Here is a 17423-nt window from a genome sequence, read left to right as displayed (position 1 = left end):
TATATGATACAGGAAGATAAGCTGGAAGAACTGAAGCAGAAGGCTTCACAAGTAAGAAGAGATATTTTACGCATGGTACATGAGGTCCAGTCAGGCCACCCTGGTGGATCACTGGGCTGTACGGAACTATTTGTTTCTCTCTATTTTCATATCATGAAACATGATCCCTCATTTAATATGGAGGGCAAAGGAGAGGATATGTTCTTTCTATCCAACGGACATATTAGCCCCGTGTGGTACAGCACCCTTGCACGCAGCGGCTATTTTGATGTAAATGAACTAAGCACATTCCGCAAGATCGACTCACGCCTGCAGGGCCACCCTGCTACGGAAGAGGGGCTGCCCGGCATTCGTGTAGCCAGTGGTTCACTGGGTCAGGGCCTTTCAGTAGCAATAGGTGCAGCACTTGCTAAGAAAATTGATGGCGATGACCGCAATGTATTTGTACTCACCGGCGATGGCGAATTGCAGGAAGGTCAAATATGGGAGGCGGCAATGTTTGCCCCCAATAACAAAGTCGACAACCTGATCGCCTTCGTTGATTATAATGGTCAGCAGATAGACGGTCCGGTAGACCAGATCAACGATCTGCGTGACCTACATGCAAAATTTGAGTCATTTGGCTGGCAGGTACTTGAGTGCCAGGGCAATGACTTTAAAGAACTGATCGGGACGATCGAAAAAGCCCGCTCAATGACAGGGCAGGGAAGCCCCGTAATGATCCTTATGCATACGATCATGGGCAAAGGAGTTGACTTTATGGAAGGCTCACACAAATGGCATGGTGTAGCTCCTGACGATGACGAGCTGGAGAAAGCCCTTGCCCAATTAGAAGAAACCCTGGGAGACTACTAAGCCTATGCGGAGCGCACCGCTTCTCATAGTGCTCATTCTGTTAGCCAGCAATATATTTGCCCAGGAGCTGCAACAGAAACTACCCAGCAAAACCCGTATCCTGTTTTTACTGGATGGATCCGGAAGTATGCTCGGAAAATGGGAAGATGGCCTGCGCATAGACGTAGCTAAGCAATACCTGGGTGAACTGGTAGATTCGCTTAGTGTCAATGACAACCTGGAACTGGGGCTGAGAGTATATGGTCACCAGTACCACAGCAGTGTTCAGAACTGTGAGGATACCCGGCTGGAAGTACCCTTCGGCAAAGGCAACCATGGCAAAATACTGGAGGCACTTACGGATGTAAAGCCTAAAGGAACTACCCCTATTGCTTATGCGCTGAAACAAACCGCAAAGGACTTCCCTCCCGGCAGGGATGTTCGAAACATCGTTATCATTCTTACCGATGGTATCGAAAGCTGCGATGGCGAGGTATGCGATGTATCGCTGGCCCTGCAGCGGAGAGGTATTTTCCTCAGACCTTTTGTGATAGGCCTGGGTATGACTAAAGAATACCAGGAGCAATTTGGCTGTGTGGGTCAGTATTTTGACGCAAGCGAAGTGTCTAACTTTCGAAGTGCACTTGCTACTGCCATACGCTCCTCCCTGGGACGCACCACGGTAAGTGTGGAACTGACGGACAGGCAGGGCAACCGGAATGAGAAGGATGTGAATGTAACCTTTTACAATAACTTCACCCGTGAGCCTGCCTATGAGTTTGTCCATTACCGCGACCGAAAGGGCCGACCAGACTCTGTGGAAGTAGATGGTGTATTGTCATATGACCTGGTAGTCAATACCGTACCCCCGGTTATTAAACGCGGAGTGGAACTGGACGGCGGGCGGCACAATGTCATCGCAATACCAGCCCCACAGGGTACACTTGCACTGAGGCAACCCAGTCATACTGACTATGAAAAAGGGGTAAAGGTGATGGTCAGGCCTGCCGGGAGTGAAAGAGTATTGTTTGTGCAGGATATGGGTACTGATAAAAAGTACCTTGAAGGCACCTATGATCTTGAGTTTCTCACCCTGCCCTCTATCCATAAAAAGGGGGTGAATATAAAGCAGGGGAGTGAATCAACCCTTACGATAGACGGTCCCGGCATACTGGATGCTTACGCCAGTGTGGCGGGTAGCGGTAGTATTTATACGCTACCGGAAAAAGGCCGCCAGCAATGGGTGGCCAACCTGGATACTAATAAAAGAAGGCATAGCCTGGCCCTGCAGCCCGGCACCTACAAAGTGGTGTTCAGGGCAGAAAATGCAATGGGAAGTAAATATACGCTTATACATACCGTCACCATCCGAACGGGTGCCGTGACGACGATAAACCTTATCGATCCATGACAAAGTTTACCTACGAGGAAAAAAAAGATACGCGTTCCGGTTTCGGAGACGGCCTGCTGGAGATCGGCAAGAAAAATGACAAGGTCGTCGGTCTTTGTGCTGACCTGACCGGTTCACTGAAAATGACAGCCTTTCAGAAGGAATTCCCTGAACGATTCCACCAGATGGGAATTGCAGAGGCTAATATGATGGGAGTGGCTGCCGGGCTATCTATTGCCGGTAAAATACCTTTTACCGGTACATTTGCTAATTTTTCTACCGGCAGGGTATATGACCAGATACGCCAGAGTATAGCTTACTCTGATAAAAACGTCAAAATCTGTGCTTCACACGCCGGCCTTACCCTGGGCGAAGACGGTGCCACACACCAGATACTGGAAGATGTAGGCATGATGCGCATGCTGCCTAACATGACCGTCATCGTGCCATGTGACTATATGCAGACCAAGCAGGCAACTATTGCCCTCGCCGATCACCACGGCCCCACTTATCTGCGTTTTGGACGTCCTAAGTGGCCCATTTTCATCAAAGAAAGTGACGAGTTCGTAATCGGTAAAGCACAAAAGCTTATCGATGGCAATGATGTCACCATCTTTGCTAACGGGCATATGGTATGGCAAGCCATTCTCGCTGAGGAAATACTTAGCGAAAAAGGCATCAGCGTCGAAGTGATCAACATCCACACCGTAAAACCTTTGGATGTAGCAGCAGTCATTGCGTCCGCAAAGAAAACCGGTGCTGTAGTTACCGCTGAAGAGCACCAAATGAATGGGGGCCTGGGCGATCTGATTGCACACACACTGGTCAAAAACGTATGTGTTCCCCAGGAATTTGTTGCCGTAGAGGACCAGTTTGGAGAAAGCGGCAGACCTGAGGATTTGCTGGACAAATACGGCCTTTCTCCCAACAATATCGTGGAGAAGGTAGAGAAGGTACTCCAAAGAAAAGGCAAGTAAGCCTCCCCTTTCTACAAGAAATAAGCCCGGGCCCAAAACCCGGGCTTTATTTTTTCAGAAAATGACCAGGCCTTACTATTTAGTTTTCCAAAATACTTTGCCATCGCAAGGTCCGAGAATAAGCCCGTTCACGTCGCCTTTATCATCTTCTTTGAAGTATAGTTTTCTTTTGGATTCGTGGGATCTTCTTCCGGAAAAAATGTAAACCGACGGCGACCTGCTTGCAAGTTCGTATCCCCAGTTTCTGTCCCAGACCTAATATATAGGCTGTCCTTTTCTCTTCCCACTATCAGTTCTTCCCCTTCATCAGCAGTGTATACCCCCACCCTTCTTTTCAACTCCTTTCGCTTAGGCGGATTATTTTCTTGTCAGGGAATGAGATAATAGCCATGTGTAAAGTTCAGGATTATTGTAGGTAAGTGTCCATGAGTTATGACTAGCCTCCGGGTACAAGGTAAACATCACCTCTGCACCCAGCTCTTCTAATGCATGCACCATTTTTTGAGATTCTTCAGGAGGTACCCACATCATCCTTTGCTCCGTGAAAAACCCAATAGGTACATCCTGAAAACGGCATGCTGCTTCGGCATCTCCACCCGAACATACAGGGGCGGCAGCTGCAAAACGATCCGGAGCCTCTTTTAGCAATGCCCAGGTTCCATAGCCCCCCCATGCTTAACCCCGTCAGGTATATCCGGTGTCTATCAACCGGCAATTCTGCCTCTATTTTTCCAATAGATCAAGCAGCGTTTGAGTATTCCACCACTGACCGGGAGGCCACTGAGGTGATACAACGACAAAGGGAAATGAGGTCGTATCGTCGAGAAAAGAGGGAGGTCCATTTACTTTGACTTTTTGTACGTCAGTGCCTCTTTCTCCGGATCCGTGTAGAATAACATTAGCGGGTATCCATCAGATCCAGGCTTATCTTTTGGCAAATACAGAAGATACTCTGTTTCCTTTTTCATCTGCTTTTCGGCCTGTTGTGCGTAGCTGACACTTCCGAGAACGATAAATACAGCTATAAAAAGTAGTAGGTGCTTCATTGCGGGTAGATAAAATTCAATTCTGATCAAATTAGAACATCCACCCTCTTAAATCAAGAATAAATTACCCCCACCAAAGGAGGGGGTTTTCAATGGTTATTACCCCCAAAGGGGGATAGTCAGTTATCGAATAGCGGGATATCTATATCCCCATCCTCTTTCTTATCTTCCTTCTCCTGATACTTAACATACCGCTTTATCTTTTCTTCATCTATGCCTACCGTACTTACAAAATAGCCTCGTGACCAAAAATGATTGCCCCAATAGGGTTTTCTGCGAAGACTCTTGAAGTTCTTAAACATCATGATCGCTGTCTTACCCTTGAGAATACCCATGAAGTCTGATACACTAAGTTTCGGAGGTATACTACATACCAAATGAACGTGATCTGGCTGAATGTTCAACTCTTCTACCTTGACCTCCTTCCATTCACATATCGTCTTTATCTTATTCTCCAACGTATCTGCAACAATATCACGAAGTATACGGTGGCGGTACTTCGGGGTCCATACTACATGATAGACACAATAGTAAAAGCTATGCGATAGCTTACGATACTTGCTCATTCCACAATATACCCCTACTGGCATAGCCCTCAAACATGACCACCGTCTAAGACGGTGGTTTTAATTCGATTAATAAAATAAAAGCCACCTGCTCAATAGCAGGTGGCTTTCGGTTCGTTGACTGAAAGTATTAGCAATCAGTCTATACCGCGCAGTAGTTAGCACAGCCAGTGGTGATAGAAGCAGGGCAGCGAGGATCCGGATAGGTCTCTGCGGGCTCACAGCACTCACAGGTTTCTCCTCCTCCTACTACCTTTTTTCTGGTTTCCAGAGTCACAAAACTATTAATCTCTAGCGTGTCAAGGCTGAATTTTTTCTTAGACATAGTTTACATTGTTTGGTTGGTGCTTACTCTATTACATAAAGGATTTTCAGCATTCTCCTTATCGATTATGCATAATGATATCCTTTCCGGCATATAGACCGGACGTTAACCCTATTTGTATAGGATTATTAAACCGCTAAGAGTAAGTTAGTATAAGAGAAACGACACCTAAAAAAACCTCAATAAGGCTGAATAGGCACTTTTATGCTCACATGCAGAAATTGGCAGAAAACTACAAGCCAACATTTAATAAGAGTATAATATCATTAAAAATAATATGATGACATTACACAAACATATTACCCATTTGATTATACCTATATTACCAAATTTTTTGTTTACATCAAAGTAGAATAACAGCAATGCAGAAACACAGGGAACTTCATAATTAATGGTCTTCTTCAAAAACGTCATCCGTAGCAGAAGGAGCCGGTTCCTGTGGTTCAAGAGTAGTTTCATTACTATAGTAAATACCTACCCCAATTAATACGACGAGGGAAACTAATAGAACAATGATGACCGCACGGTTGATTTTCCTTCTTCGTGGTTTGTTAACTTCCATAGAGTGTTTTCTTCTTTTGTTAACTAACCACATGAGCTCGTGATTGTTGCTAAAAAGCACTCTTATAGGGGAGTCCTGTGATTTTTGTAGATTTGCAATATGCCGACAAACAGACAACTATTCCTGCGTCACATGGCCCAGACCTCCGAGTTTCCTTTGATGATAGAGGTGGAAAAAGCCGAAGGCGTATATATGTATAACACTGACGGTCAGCGTCTCATAGATCTTATTTCCGGTATCGGGGTGAGTAATGTAGGTCACCGCCATCCAAAGGTGGTAGAGGCGGTAAAGGAGCAGGCTGATAAGTACATGCACCTGATGGTGTATGGTGAATTCGTTCAGGGTCCTCAGGTTCAGCTCGCCGCTGCACTGGCTGAGACCCTACCCCCTACACTGGATAACTGCTACCTGGTAAACAGCGGAAGCGAAGCGGTAGAAGGTGCCCTTAAACTGGCCAAACGCTATACCGGCCGTTACAAATTCATCAGTTGCAGGCAATCTTATCACGGGTCAAGCCACGGAAGCTTGTCCGTATCCGGCAGTGAGGACTATAAGCATAGGTATCGTCCCTTACTGCCCGGTATCAGCCATGTGCATTATGGTGCGGTAGATGAGCTGGATCGTATTAAAGATGATACCGCTGCCATTATTATGGAGACGGTACAAGGTGAGGCAGGAGTGCGTATGGCGGATAAAGCTTATTTTCGGGCGCTCAGGAAACGCTGCGACGAAACAGGCACATTGCTCATTCTGGATGAGATCCAGTGCGGATTCGGACGCACCGGCACCTTTTGGGCCTTTGAGCAAACAGGCATTGTACCGGACATCCTCCTGAGTGCCAAAGGTATGGGAGGCGGCATGCCTATCGGTACCTTTATAGCTTCCCGGGAGATCATGCACGTACTAACCAATAATCCCATCTTAGGACATATAACTACATTTGGCGGACACCCCGTGAGTGCCGTTGCCTCACTGGCTACCCTAAATATAATTCGCGAAGAAAAGCTCGCCGAGCAAGCCCCCGCCAAAGGAGAGCGTTTCAGGCAGCAACTTAAGCATCCCCTTATTTCTGAGATACGCAACATGGGACTAATGATGGCAGTGGATTTTGGCTCGTTTGACATCCTCAAGCCAGTAATAGATGAGGCTATTAAGCTTGGGGTGGTGACAGATTGGTTTCTTTTCTGTGATAATAGCATGAGAATAGCCCCCCCGCTTACCATATCTGAAGAAGAAATAGACGAAGCCTGTGGGCTTATCCTTAAGGCCTGTGACATTGTCATGGAGCATTCAGACGTACCTCATCAACAGGATGCCTGACCATGGTAATGCAGCTTTTGAGGCTATGAGGCCCATGAAAAAATAAAAAGGCTGCCCCTGCGGGCAGCCTTTATCACTTATATCTGAACAGCTAAGGGTTATTTATCCCCTTCGTTCATATTTTCTGATCCGGCATCGCCGGCACCTTTGTTCTGACTGCTGTATTTTTCTTTATACTTTTTGTAGAGGCGCTGTTGCATCGCTTCCAAGGGCACCTTGCGACCCTGGATAAATGCCACCTGCACATCACTGGTACGCATGTCCAGTAAGTCTCCGCCGGACACTACCAGTGTAGCATCCTTCCCTACTTCAAGTGTTCCCAATCTGTCATCTATCCCCAGTATCTTAGCATTATTGGAAGTGATCAGCTTCAGGGCTTCCTCCTTATCCATGCCGTGAGCCGCTACTGTCCCCGCAAAGAAAGGCAGGTTACGTGCATTCTGCAGCATATCACCACTAAACATCAGGCCCACGTTGATTCCCTCCTTCGCTAGCAGAGCGGGCAACTTATAAGGCATATTGATGTCCTGCTCAGGTACGGAGGGCAGGCGATGTACATTGCTGATAAGCACAGAAACATCGTTGTCCTTGAGAAAGTCCTTCACCTTCCAGGCCTCGTCGGCACCGGCTACTACAATGTTTTGCACGCCAAGCTCCTTTGCCAGGGTAACACTTTCCACAATCTCCTTCATGTACTCAGCATGAAGGAAAAGAGACTTGCTACCATCAAATAACCCTTTGGCTGCTTCCAACTTGAGGTTATCAGATTCCCGGTTCTCCATTTTGGCATAAGCCGAGGCCTCTGTCAGGTAGGTGCGCAGCATCTCTACCTGCTCCTCATACTTTTCGTTTTTCTTAATCTCGATCTTACCGGTCCACCAACCTGAAATACTGAAGTAGCGGGGCCACTGCACATGCATGGCATCATCCATTTTCATTACGGCATCTTCCCAGTTCCAGGCATCCAACTGCACAATGCTGCTGGTACCGCTGATCAGCCCCCCTTTGGGAGTGGTCTGGGCTGTAAGGATACCATTAAAGCGCATGGTCGGGATAATCTCCGAATCAGTATTATAAGCTATGATGGAGCGCACATTAGGATTTAGTGCTCCCACTTCATCATTATCCACCGTGGCACGTACAGCACTGATCTCCTGCAAGCCAAGGTCAGTAGCAGGCAATACTATGCCAGGATAGACATGCTTGCCCTCAATAGAGAAAGTCTCAAAGTCCTCAGGATTAAGCCGAATGTTTCTGGCATCAGCTATCAGAGTCAGCTCACCATTTTCAAAAACAATGGCTGAGTTCTCTATCACCTCTCCATTGCCAATATGGGCCGTACCATTAAGCAGAAGGATAGGCTTGCTCTGCGGAGGTGCCGGAGCCGGAACCTGGGCAAATGCCACAGGTGCCACTGCCAGTATCATTAGCACAACCGCACTATAAAATTTAGTCATTACGTTCATTTTCTGTCGGTTTAATGGTTGGCCTCTTCATCAATTGTTTCCACACGGGTGCGGAATACATCCCAGTTGTCCTCACAATGCCAGTCATGACTGCCACGTCTCATTACGGCACCTTTTTTACCGTTGCCATTACCTCCTTCTTCCATCATGAGGGCTATCAGGCGGGCACGCTCCTTCTCAAGCTCAGCACGCTTCTCCTCATCCTTTTCCATATCGAAATAGATGGTACCGTCCACCATAGTCTTTTCAGGCTTGGCGTAGATAGATAGCGGGTTATTATTCCATAGCACAAGGTCAGCATCCTTACCCTCTTTGATGCTTCCCATCCGGTCATCCAGGTGAAGCAGCTTAGCAGGGTTCAGCGTAACCATTTTCCAGGCTTCTTCTTCTGACATGCCACCGTATTTCACAGACTTGGCTGCTTCCTGATTCAGTCTTCTCGCCATCTCAGCGTCGTCCGAGTTTATCGCCGTTACCACACCTTCGCCATTCATCAGGGCTGCGTTGTAAGGAATCGCCTCCTGTACCTCATACTTATACGCCCACCAATCAGAGAAAGTAGAGGCACCTACGCCGTGGTCAGCCATTTTATCCGCTACCTTATACCCTTCCAGAATGTGGGTAAAGGTATTCACTCTGAAACCAAACCTTTCGGCTACTTTCATGAGCATATTGATCTCACTTTGTACATAAGAGTGGCAGGTAATGAAGCGCTCGCCATTCAATATCTCCACCAGAGTCTCCAGCTCCAGGTCACGGCGGGGCTTTTCCATCGAGTAGTTACCCCGGCGATCACGGCTGTTATTATAGTCTTTCCATGCCTGCTCGTATTCCCGTGCACGGGTAAAGAAGTCTACATAAACCTGTTCCGTACCCATACGGGTCTGCGGAAAGCGGACTACGTTAAAGTCACCCCAGTTAGATTGCTTTACGTTCTCCCCAAGAGCAAATTTGATATACTCATCAGCACCGTCGATTTTAAGCTCCTCCGGTGCTTTACCCCACCGGAACTTGATCAGGGCTGACTGGCCTCCGATAGGGTTAGCTGAACCGTGTAGTAGCTGAGCGGCAGTCACGCCACCGGCAAGCTGACGATACATGTTAATATCATCACTATCTACCACATCACCTATCCGTACCTCAGCAGATGAGGCCTGAGTACCTTCATTCACTCCACGGCTAATAGCTATGTGAGAATGCTCATCAATAATGCCGCTGGTAAGGTGCTTACCTGTCGCATCTATAACACGGGCTCTGCCCGCATCCAGTCCTGTACCTACAGAAACGATCTTACCGTCACGTACCAGTACATCCGCATTCTCTATTATGCCCTGCGATTCGTTTGTCCAAACAGTCGCATTACGGAACAGCACATCTTCAGGCTGTGGAATTTCCTTATTCCCGTAAGCAATAAAAGGATAGATTACATCACCGAGTGCCAGGGCCTCTTCTTCCTTCTCCTCGCTGCCTTGTTCTTCCTCCTTTTTCTCTTCTTCTTCCAGAGCGCTATCATAAGTAGCTGTCCAGTTAAGCCACTCGCCATCAGCATTCTGGCCCTCTCCTTTCATTACCTTATTACCATCCCTTTCAGATACCCATCCGGATAATCTCAGGGCCGTTCCCACACTATCCTTCTCTGTATTGAAAACAAGAGTAACCAGGTTGCTGTCTGTAAAAGTAGCATTAACAGGCAGGGTTGTGCTATCATTAACCACCAGCTCCACTTTCGGCTTGCCGGGCTCGCCGCTTACCTCCAGCGTATGAGTATCGCCACCTGCATTAAGGGTATACACCCCACGATGATCAGCCAGCGTCATATCATTGACTACATGCTTATCTCCCTGTACCCAGTTCTCATAAATGGTAGTCTCCTTATCAAACAGATTGCCCGAGGTGATGATAAAGTTAGCCACCTTACCATTCGTCAATGACCCTACCTGGTCCTCAGCATTCAGCAAGCGGGCAGGAGTGGCGGTAAGTGCCTGCAAGGCCATTTCCTCATTCAGGCCTCTCTCAATTGCCTTGCGTACATTAGCCATAAAGGCTTTTTTGTCTTTCAGACCATCAGTAGTGATAGCGAAAGTAACTCCGTTTTCAGCGAGCATGGCCAGGTTAGACGGGGCCAGCTCCCAATGCTTCATATCTTCCAGGCTTATCACCATGGCATCATAAGCATCAGCCACTTCCATAGCCTCCGGAAAATCTACAGGCACGATAAGTGTCGCGCCTGAGTTTTTGATTTCATTCAGCCGCTGGTATTCATCACCGGCTCCCTTTATAATATAGTTCTTACCAAACTCATCGGCTACTTTCTTCGCCCTGAGAATGGTTAGTTTATTATCAGCTTCAAATATCTGAGGCAGGTTTTGTTGCTCATTAAATGCCGTAAGGGTAAGGTCATACATCCCCCCTTTACCCCCATTTTCATACCATTGTGCATCCAGGTAAGTCTGGCGGAGCAGTGCAATGGCCCCCATGAGTGAACTGGGGTAATCCTGCTCTGAAGAGCCCTTGTCAAAAGAGTAATGAGCTGAGGCTTTTTCATTGATAATCACCTCATTCTCGTTGTCTTTACGCAGATTCACAAGAGCACCGGTACCCCTGCTGATGCCATCGGGGCGAAAAGTAAGTACCGTTGTGAACCCCGAATTGCGGAGAGCAGCCATTTCTTTCTCATCTGCCTGAAACTCTCCTGAGGCATGATAATCAGCATTGATTGCCTCATTCCAGTAGTGAGCACCATCTTTAGAGCTTTCTATTTGTGGCTTGCGGGGCCAGCTCGGGCTACTCGGCTTTACAGGAGGCAAGCCGTAAGAAGTATACATGTCAATAAGACCAGGGTAAATAAACTTACCTTCCAGGTCAGTAACAATAGCTCCCTTCGGTACACTGACGTTTGTGCCTACTGCCTCTATCCGACCATCGCGTATGAGAAGCGTGGCATTTTCGAGCTTTTTGTTATACTCCGTAAAAATGGTGGCATTCGTGAAAGCGTACAAACCGGGTCTTTCGTCAAAGACACCGTTTCGCGGAAAATTTTCCTGGGCGGATACACCACCCGCAAACAGGAAAAGTCCGGAAAGTACGACTCCCAGCGTCAAAATGAATTTATTCATGTGCAGAGTCTGTAATTTGCTGTTTACTGAGTTTCGATTGTGGCAGAATGTGCAATTTACTACCGTTCAAGGCAGCAAATTTTATCCTTAGCTTAATATAATCAACCGATTTTATAAGAGTGGCATTATTAAGGGATAGATGTTGGTACGTATTTTATCTACTTTGACAGATTCGTCATTGAGTCTTAAAATACGATTAACCTTCTATCATTCAGGGACAAAAAAAGGCTACCCCTTTCGAGATAGCCTTTATGTTAAAGTTTTTTTCAGAGTGTTTCCAATACCAGATTATGGTTGGTATAGATGCAGATATCGGCAGCTATATGCAGGCTTTCTTCTACCAATTCCTTAGCTGAAAGATGATCGGCATGCTTTTTAAGCGCCGTGGCAGCAGACTGCGCATACATGCTGCCGGAGCCTATAGCCGCAATGCCGTTATCAGGCTCCAATACGTCACCCGTCCCACTGATCACAAGTATCTCTTCTTTATCGGCTACGATCATCATGGCTTCCAGCCTTCTCAGGTAGCGGTCTGTGCGCCAGTCTTTAGCCAGCTCTATCGCAGCCCGCTTCATGTTACCCGTATAGGTACCAAGTTTTTCATCAAAGCGCTCCATCAATGTGAAGGCATCGGCAGTAGAACCTGCAAAACCCAGCACGATCTTACCATCCTGCAGCTTTCTGATTTTTTTCACGTTGCTTTTGGCCACTGTGTTACCCATCGTGGCTTGTCCGTCTGCCCCTATGGCAACTTCTCCCTTATGAAGAATAGCAAGGACAGTCGTGGATCTTATCTTGGTCATATGGCTTAAAAAATTTTAGGTTCGGGATAAAAAAAGCCCCGGCTTTAGCTTACGGGGCTTTTATATTATTTGTTGCGTCGGTGTATCAGATCATGATGCGGATAGGATCTTCCAGCAGTTGCTTGAACGTCTGCAGGAAGGCCGCGCCCTGTGCGCCGTCCACCGCACGGTGGTCACAACTTAGGGTTACTTTCATCACATTGCCTGGCACAAGTTGTCCGTCTTTTACTACAGCCGTCTGCTTGATACCACCTACAGCCATAATGCAGGCATCCGGCGGGTTAATGATCGCTGTAAACTCCTCTATGCCAAACATACCCAGGTTAGAGATGCTGAACGTATTTCCTTCCCAGTCTTTAGGCTGCAGCTTTTTGTTCTTCGCTTTACCCGCCAGGTCTTTTACCTCAGAGGCAATATGAGCCAGCGATTTGTTATCGGCAAAACGTACAACAGGGACAAGCAAGCCCTCGTCAACAGCTACGGCCACCCCTATGTGAATATGCTCATGCTGTTTAATGGTATCACCCGTCCAGCTCACATTGATATTAGGATGCTGACGCAGGGCAGCAGCCGCTGCTTTAATAACCAGGTCATTGAAGCTTATCTTCACCGGAGATACTTCATTCAGGCTTTTTCTTGCCTCCATGCAGCGATCCATATTGATCTCCATGGTAAGGTAGAAGTGGGGTGCAGAGAATTTACTCTCAGCCAGGCGACGGGCAATGGTCTTGCGCATCTGGCTTACCGGCTGCTCGGTAGTGCGCTCCTCTCCTACTACGGCAGGCATGCTAAAGCCTGTTTCCTCACGCTCTTTTTTAGCTTCGCCACCTTTGGCTTCGGGGGCCTTTTCCGGCTGTGGTGTATAGTTCTCCACATCGCGTTTTACAATGCGTCCGCCATCGCCGGACCCTTCTATCTTAGAAATGTCGTATCCTTTTTCCTCCGCTATCTTCTTAGCCAGAGGTGAGGCCTTTATGCGGCCGTCTTTATCAGATGAAGAAGTGTCACCGGAAGCACGTGTAGGGGCTTTGGCTGCTCCATCACCTTTTTCCTCTTTAGCAGGCTTACCATCTGATTTACTTTCTGCCTTGGGCTTTTCTTCTTTCTTCTCCTTCTTCTCTTTACCGCCTGATTTTTCTGCTTTCAGAATTTTCTCATAGTCAGCTCCTTCTTCACCGATCACCGCAATAATGCCGTTCACAGGCACGGAGTCACCCTCCTCTACACCAATATGAAGCAAGGTACCATCATCGTATGACTCCAGCTCCATAGTGGCTTTATCAGTCTCTACTTCGGCAAGTATATCACCTGAAGACACCTCGTCGCCCACTTTTTTATGCCAGGCCGCGATCACGCCTTCTTCCATCGTATCGCTCATCTTAGGCATACGGATCACCGTTGCGTCTATGTCCGATACGTCAATATCTTCATCATCGCCGTCGTCCTCATCCGAATCATCAGAGGCTTCAGCCTTGTCGTCATCTTCTTCTTTCTTGCTATCAGAGTCCTCATCGTCCGAGCCGCCACTTTTAGCTTCTTCCAGCAGGTCGGAGATATCTTCGCCCTCCTCGCCTATGATGGCAATGATGCCATTGACGGGGACAGCCTCTTTTTCTTTTACGCCGATGTATAGCAAGACACCATCTTCGTAAGACTCGAGTTCCATAGTGGCTTTATCGGTCTCTACTTCTGCTAGTATATCACCTGAAGACACTTCATCGCCTTCTTTTACGAGCCATGATGCGATTACCCCTTCTTCCATGGTATCGCTCATCTTGGGCATTCGGATTAATTCTGCCATACTTTTTGTGTCGCTTGCTTAAGGTTTGGACGCTCAAAATTAGGGGGAATCGGTTTTTAAACAAATTCCCTGGCCGATTTTGACACTATAGCCGCCAATTGTTATAACTGCAACCGTTTGCGGACAGGTCGGTTTCGGCGTGGCGTTTCAGTAGTTAAATATAAAGGATATAAAAGTGTTTAAAATGAAAAGCTCCCAATTAGCAATTCTATACTACCCTGGTCGCCACTGCTCAGCAGATTTTTGGTCACAGAATACCGCGCCCCGAACTCAAATAAAGGCTGAGTACGGAACAGATTCACATCAAAAGTAATCTCTGCACCAAATGAACGGTACGAAAGGCTGTTGATATTGTCACTTATATCAGATGGCAACCCTACCACACCAGCTGAGAAAAATAAGTCATTACCCCAGCCACGATCGTAAAACATATTTAGCTTGACCCGCTGAAAATTAATTACCGGCCCGATAGCAATGTCAGGGTACCATACAGGCAGAGCATAGTTAAAGGCCACCGTCCTGAAGGTCTTCCATGAAGAAGAGCCATAGCCTCGCGGATAAAAAAGGGTATTACGCCACTGGTAAGTGTCTACTTCCTGCCACTGATAACCTCCCCTTACCCAAAAATGGTGATGGGGAAGAAGCCCGGGAAAGTAAAGCCAGCCTTGTGCAGAGGCCAGTTGACCACTAAACTCGCTTCCAAAAGCATCGTGCCGGTACGTAAGACTAAGCTGCTGCCCCCATGGAGCATACAGATCCCGCACGCTGCTGCGAAGAAAGTGCCCCCAACTGACGCGGTGCTCCAGTGCTAGTAAATTGCCATCCGACTGCTGAGAGAACTCCCGGACAGTATCGCTATATTCACTGATATGATTGTAAACGAAATTACTGGAGAGGCTCAGACTCTGAAGGTATTTCCCCTTAGTCAGCAATAATGGTACCCTCAGGCCAAACTGTAATCCCTTTTCGTCCCAGGTCAGACTGCGCGAAACATCATCAATAGTAATGTTCCGGGACCGGTCTGCAGTGTACACCTCCAGGTCCAGTACAGGAAACCACTGCTGGTAGCTGACACGGCCGAACCAGCGGCCGGTTTGTTCTTGTGCATCATAGCCATAACCTGCCGCCAGCTCAGTGGTGCTAAGCAGGTCCTGACTAAACACACCTATCTCCAAGTCAGATTGTGTAGTAGTAAAAAGCGGGCCCCAGCTATGTACCTTAAACATATTAGCCGCACGGCTGTAATTTTCAGGCTTATATTCCTTTTCCGGTACCTCCCTTAGCAGGTCCGGATTAGCCTCCCCTTCCACCACCGGTTGGTAGTAGCCAATAGTTCTGTCTGTCGCCTCATTAAGTGGCGTCCAGTCCGCCGGTGTAAGGCCCATGCGGGCGATCGCCATGCCGTCTTTCGTAAAGTCATTGAAGATCAGGCTCCGGCCATTGTCCGTAATAGCGGGATTGTAGCCTCCAAACCTGCGGTGAGTTACCTGATAGGTTTGCCCCGTACCCAGATCTTTCGCATAAATATTATCAATACCGCTCAGTGGACTGTTATAATACAGATAATCATCCGTAAGCACGGGGTAGCCTATGTTTTCCATGGTAGGCCCTATAAGTATTCTTTCCTGCCCGGTGGTGGCATTAAAGGCAACTACCTCCTTTCCCCATTCAGCCTTTCGAAGCGTTACAATATACTCCCCATCAGCAGACCAGCGGGGCATACTGATAAAGGCATTGCCCTCGTAGCTGATTTCCCTGATAAGCTCACCGGTGCCTGCATCCAGCAGATGCAGGCTATAATTATTTTCAAGGTCTGCGTGCACAGACGCAATCTGGTCACCATCCGGTGATATAGCCGAGGCTACATACCGGGATTTTTTAGTAAGCTGAGTCAACTCACCGGTTTCCGCATCATATACCATCACCACAGAGTAATTTTTCCGGCGCCAGCGCGGATGATACCGAAACTCAGTCCATACTACCTTATTACCACCGGAGCTCATCATGCCTCCATCGTTAAACGGACCAGTCGTCTTCAGCTTTTTCACCCGCCGCATCTCCGTAATCTCCACCAGCTGCGAGGGATAGTCCAGCCCGGTACGCATAGCCACCACCATCCCGTTATCCAGTTGCTGAGGATACAGATAATTGGTAAACTCCGGACGTACGGGCAGCGCCAGGAACTCAGCCGGGTCTGTTTCTATCCCATCTATTTGCTTCCTCCATAAGTCTTCCAGCTCATTATTCATATCCTGGTATTGACCCCGTATATACTTACCCGTCACCTGCTTAAGCTTACTACTAAAGCGGTACGGTGTGAATGGGAACTTGTAGGTCTTTTCCAGTACCTTATCCCAAACGCCTATTCCGTGCTCACGCCTCACATGAGTAGTAAGCAGGTAGCCCGTTACATAATGGTCCGGTACAGCGTGCTTAAAGGAGCCAAGGTATTCCTTGTTAAAGTCCCACGGCCCTCGCGTGAGCAAATTAGTACGGTATAGCAGGTCAAAATTAGGTATGCGCCCGCGGCCACCCGGCGTCAGGGCTGTCTCAACCGCTACCGCGTCACCTTCCCAAAACCATTGAGGTACCGCCACACCGGCTATGGCCGCCAGCCCATTTTCACCAAACACGTAGTAAAAAGCATTGCTAAAGCCTGTACGAGCTTTGTCATACTGCACGATGTGCCTGAACTCGTGTACCGCCAGCAGATCCAGCCAGTCGTTTACCCCGACAAAGTTGTAATTCTGCGCAGAGGTGGTAAAAAACTCCGACCGTCGGGGGCCAAGCGTTACAAAGCCATTGGCCACCGTCGTACGGTTATGAAGTACAATACTGGTTGGATCGGGCTTCACACCGAGCGAACGGCTGGTCGGTTCATAGATCGTCTCCAATGTATTGATAAGCCTGTTTGCCTCCCCATACATCCCCTCCGGATAGATCACCTTAAAGTTTTCGCCAGATAGCTTCTTAAATTCCACAGAAGGAGGATTATTATCCAGAAGACCTACCTGACCATATACTCCGGACAGGGAAAAACATAAAATTAAGAGTGTAGAAAAAAAAGAAAGTAAAAATGCCTTGGCTGAGTGTATCACGTGCTATCGATTGTACAGGATCTGGCCTGTCCGGTTATATCTGAAACTTTACAGTACGTAAATTATGGTATTTACATAGAAAGGCCGTAAAAAAAGGAGAGGTTTTCATTACATGTTTG

15 protein-coding genes are annotated in these 17423 nt (G+C 47.6%); 4 read left to right on the top strand and 11 right to left on the bottom strand.

Annotation, left to right across the window (positions count from 1 at the left end; genetic code table 11):
* Window positions 1–3 precede the first annotated feature (3 nt).
* Genes AB9P05_RS18200 through AB9P05_RS18190 form a run of 3 tightly spaced genes read left to right on the top strand, consistent with a single transcriptional unit; the run spans window position 4 to window position 3201 of the window.
* On the top strand, window positions 4–855 hold the full coding sequence (locus tag AB9P05_RS18200; RefSeq protein ID WP_371910266.1) for a transketolase: 852 nt from the start codon (window positions 4–6) through the stop codon (window positions 853–855).
* A gap of 4 nt (window positions 856–859) precedes the next feature.
* Complete coding sequence (locus tag AB9P05_RS18195) at window positions 860–2245, top strand: VWA domain-containing protein (protein ID WP_371910265.1); 1386 nt, start codon at window positions 860–862, stop codon at window positions 2243–2245.
* Window positions 2242–3201, top strand: a complete 960-nt coding sequence (locus tag AB9P05_RS18190) for a transketolase family protein (RefSeq protein ID WP_371910264.1) — start codon at window positions 2242–2244, stop codon at window positions 3199–3201. Before AB9P05_RS18195 ends, AB9P05_RS18190 begins: the two co-directional genes overlap by 4 nt.
* Window positions 3202–3329: 128 nt before the next feature.
* Here AB9P05_RS18190 and AB9P05_RS18185 read toward each other — a convergent pair whose 3' ends face one another.
* The 6 genes from AB9P05_RS18185 to AB9P05_RS18160 all read right to left on the bottom strand — a co-directional run bounded on the left by AB9P05_RS18185 (window position 3330) and on the right by AB9P05_RS18160 (window position 5700).
* Window positions 3330–3539 (bottom strand): hypothetical protein, encoded by a 210-nt coding sequence (locus tag AB9P05_RS18185; RefSeq protein WP_371910263.1) that lies wholly within the window; start codon window positions 3537–3539, stop codon window positions 3330–3332.
* A gap of 19 nt (window positions 3540–3558) precedes the next feature.
* Window positions 3559–3849, bottom strand: a complete 291-nt coding sequence (locus AB9P05_RS18180) for a hypothetical protein (protein WP_371910262.1) — start codon at window positions 3847–3849, stop codon at window positions 3559–3561.
* Between the two features lie 194 nt (window positions 3850–4043).
* A complete protein-coding gene (locus AB9P05_RS18175) occupies window positions 4044–4247 on the bottom strand; it encodes a hypothetical protein (RefSeq protein WP_371910261.1) in 204 nt (67 codons plus the stop codon).
* Window positions 4248–4366: 119 nt separating this feature from the next.
* Window positions 4367–4813 (bottom strand): IS200/IS605 family transposase, encoded by a 447-nt coding sequence (gene tnpA / locus AB9P05_RS18170; protein ID WP_371906921.1) that lies wholly within the window; start codon window positions 4811–4813, stop codon window positions 4367–4369.
* A 142-nt stretch (window positions 4814–4955) separates the two neighbouring features.
* Window positions 4956–5138, bottom strand: a complete 183-nt coding sequence (locus tag AB9P05_RS18165) for a hypothetical protein (protein WP_371910260.1) — start codon at window positions 5136–5138, stop codon at window positions 4956–4958.
* Window positions 5139–5526: 388 nt separating this feature from the next.
* The gene (locus tag AB9P05_RS18160; protein ID WP_371910259.1) at window positions 5527–5700 is read right to left on the bottom strand and encodes a hypothetical protein; all 174 of its coding nucleotides are present in this window, start codon (window positions 5698–5700) and stop codon (window positions 5527–5529) included.
* A gap of 99 nt (window positions 5701–5799) precedes the next feature.
* Between AB9P05_RS18160 and AB9P05_RS18155 the strand changes: the two genes are divergently transcribed.
* Complete coding sequence (locus tag AB9P05_RS18155) at window positions 5800–7020, top strand: aspartate aminotransferase family protein (protein ID WP_371910258.1); 1221 nt, start codon at window positions 5800–5802, stop codon at window positions 7018–7020.
* A gap of 98 nt (window positions 7021–7118) precedes the next feature.
* Here AB9P05_RS18155 and AB9P05_RS18150 read toward each other — a convergent pair whose 3' ends face one another.
* The 5 genes from AB9P05_RS18150 to AB9P05_RS18130 all read right to left on the bottom strand — a co-directional run bounded on the left by AB9P05_RS18150 (window position 7119) and on the right by AB9P05_RS18130 (window position 17187).
* Window positions 7119–8477 (bottom strand): amidohydrolase family protein, encoded by a 1359-nt coding sequence (locus AB9P05_RS18150; RefSeq protein WP_371910257.1) that lies wholly within the window; start codon window positions 8475–8477, stop codon window positions 7119–7121.
* A 20-nt stretch (window positions 8478–8497) separates the two neighbouring features.
* A complete protein-coding gene (locus AB9P05_RS18145; protein WP_371910256.1) occupies window positions 8498–11602 on the bottom strand; it encodes an amidohydrolase family protein in 3105 nt (1034 codons plus the stop codon).
* A 266-nt stretch (window positions 11603–11868) separates the two neighbouring features.
* Entirely contained in the window at window positions 11869–12405 is a 537-nt protein-coding gene (gene hslV, locus AB9P05_RS18140; RefSeq protein WP_371910255.1) for an ATP-dependent protease subunit HslV, read from the bottom strand.
* Between the two features lie 85 nt (window positions 12406–12490).
* Window positions 12491–14206, bottom strand: coding sequence for a pyruvate dehydrogenase complex dihydrolipoamide acetyltransferase (locus tag AB9P05_RS18135; protein WP_371910254.1), 1716 nt, complete (start codon window positions 14204–14206; stop codon window positions 12491–12493).
* Window positions 14207–14385: 179 nt separating this feature from the next.
* Window positions 14386–17187: a hypothetical protein gene (locus tag AB9P05_RS18130; RefSeq protein WP_371910253.1), complete on the bottom strand. Its 2802-nt coding sequence runs from the start codon at window positions 17185–17187 to the stop codon at window positions 14386–14388.
* Window positions 17188–17423 lie beyond the last annotated feature (236 nt).

It is taken from the genome of Roseivirga sp. BDSF3-8 (assembly GCF_041449215.1).
In the GTDB taxonomy this organism is placed as follows: Bacteria; Bacteroidota; Bacteroidia; order Cytophagales; family Cyclobacteriaceae; genus JBGNFV01.
The sequence above is the reverse complement of the archived record's forward strand: the minus strand, read 5'-3'. Positions and strand labels throughout refer to the sequence as shown.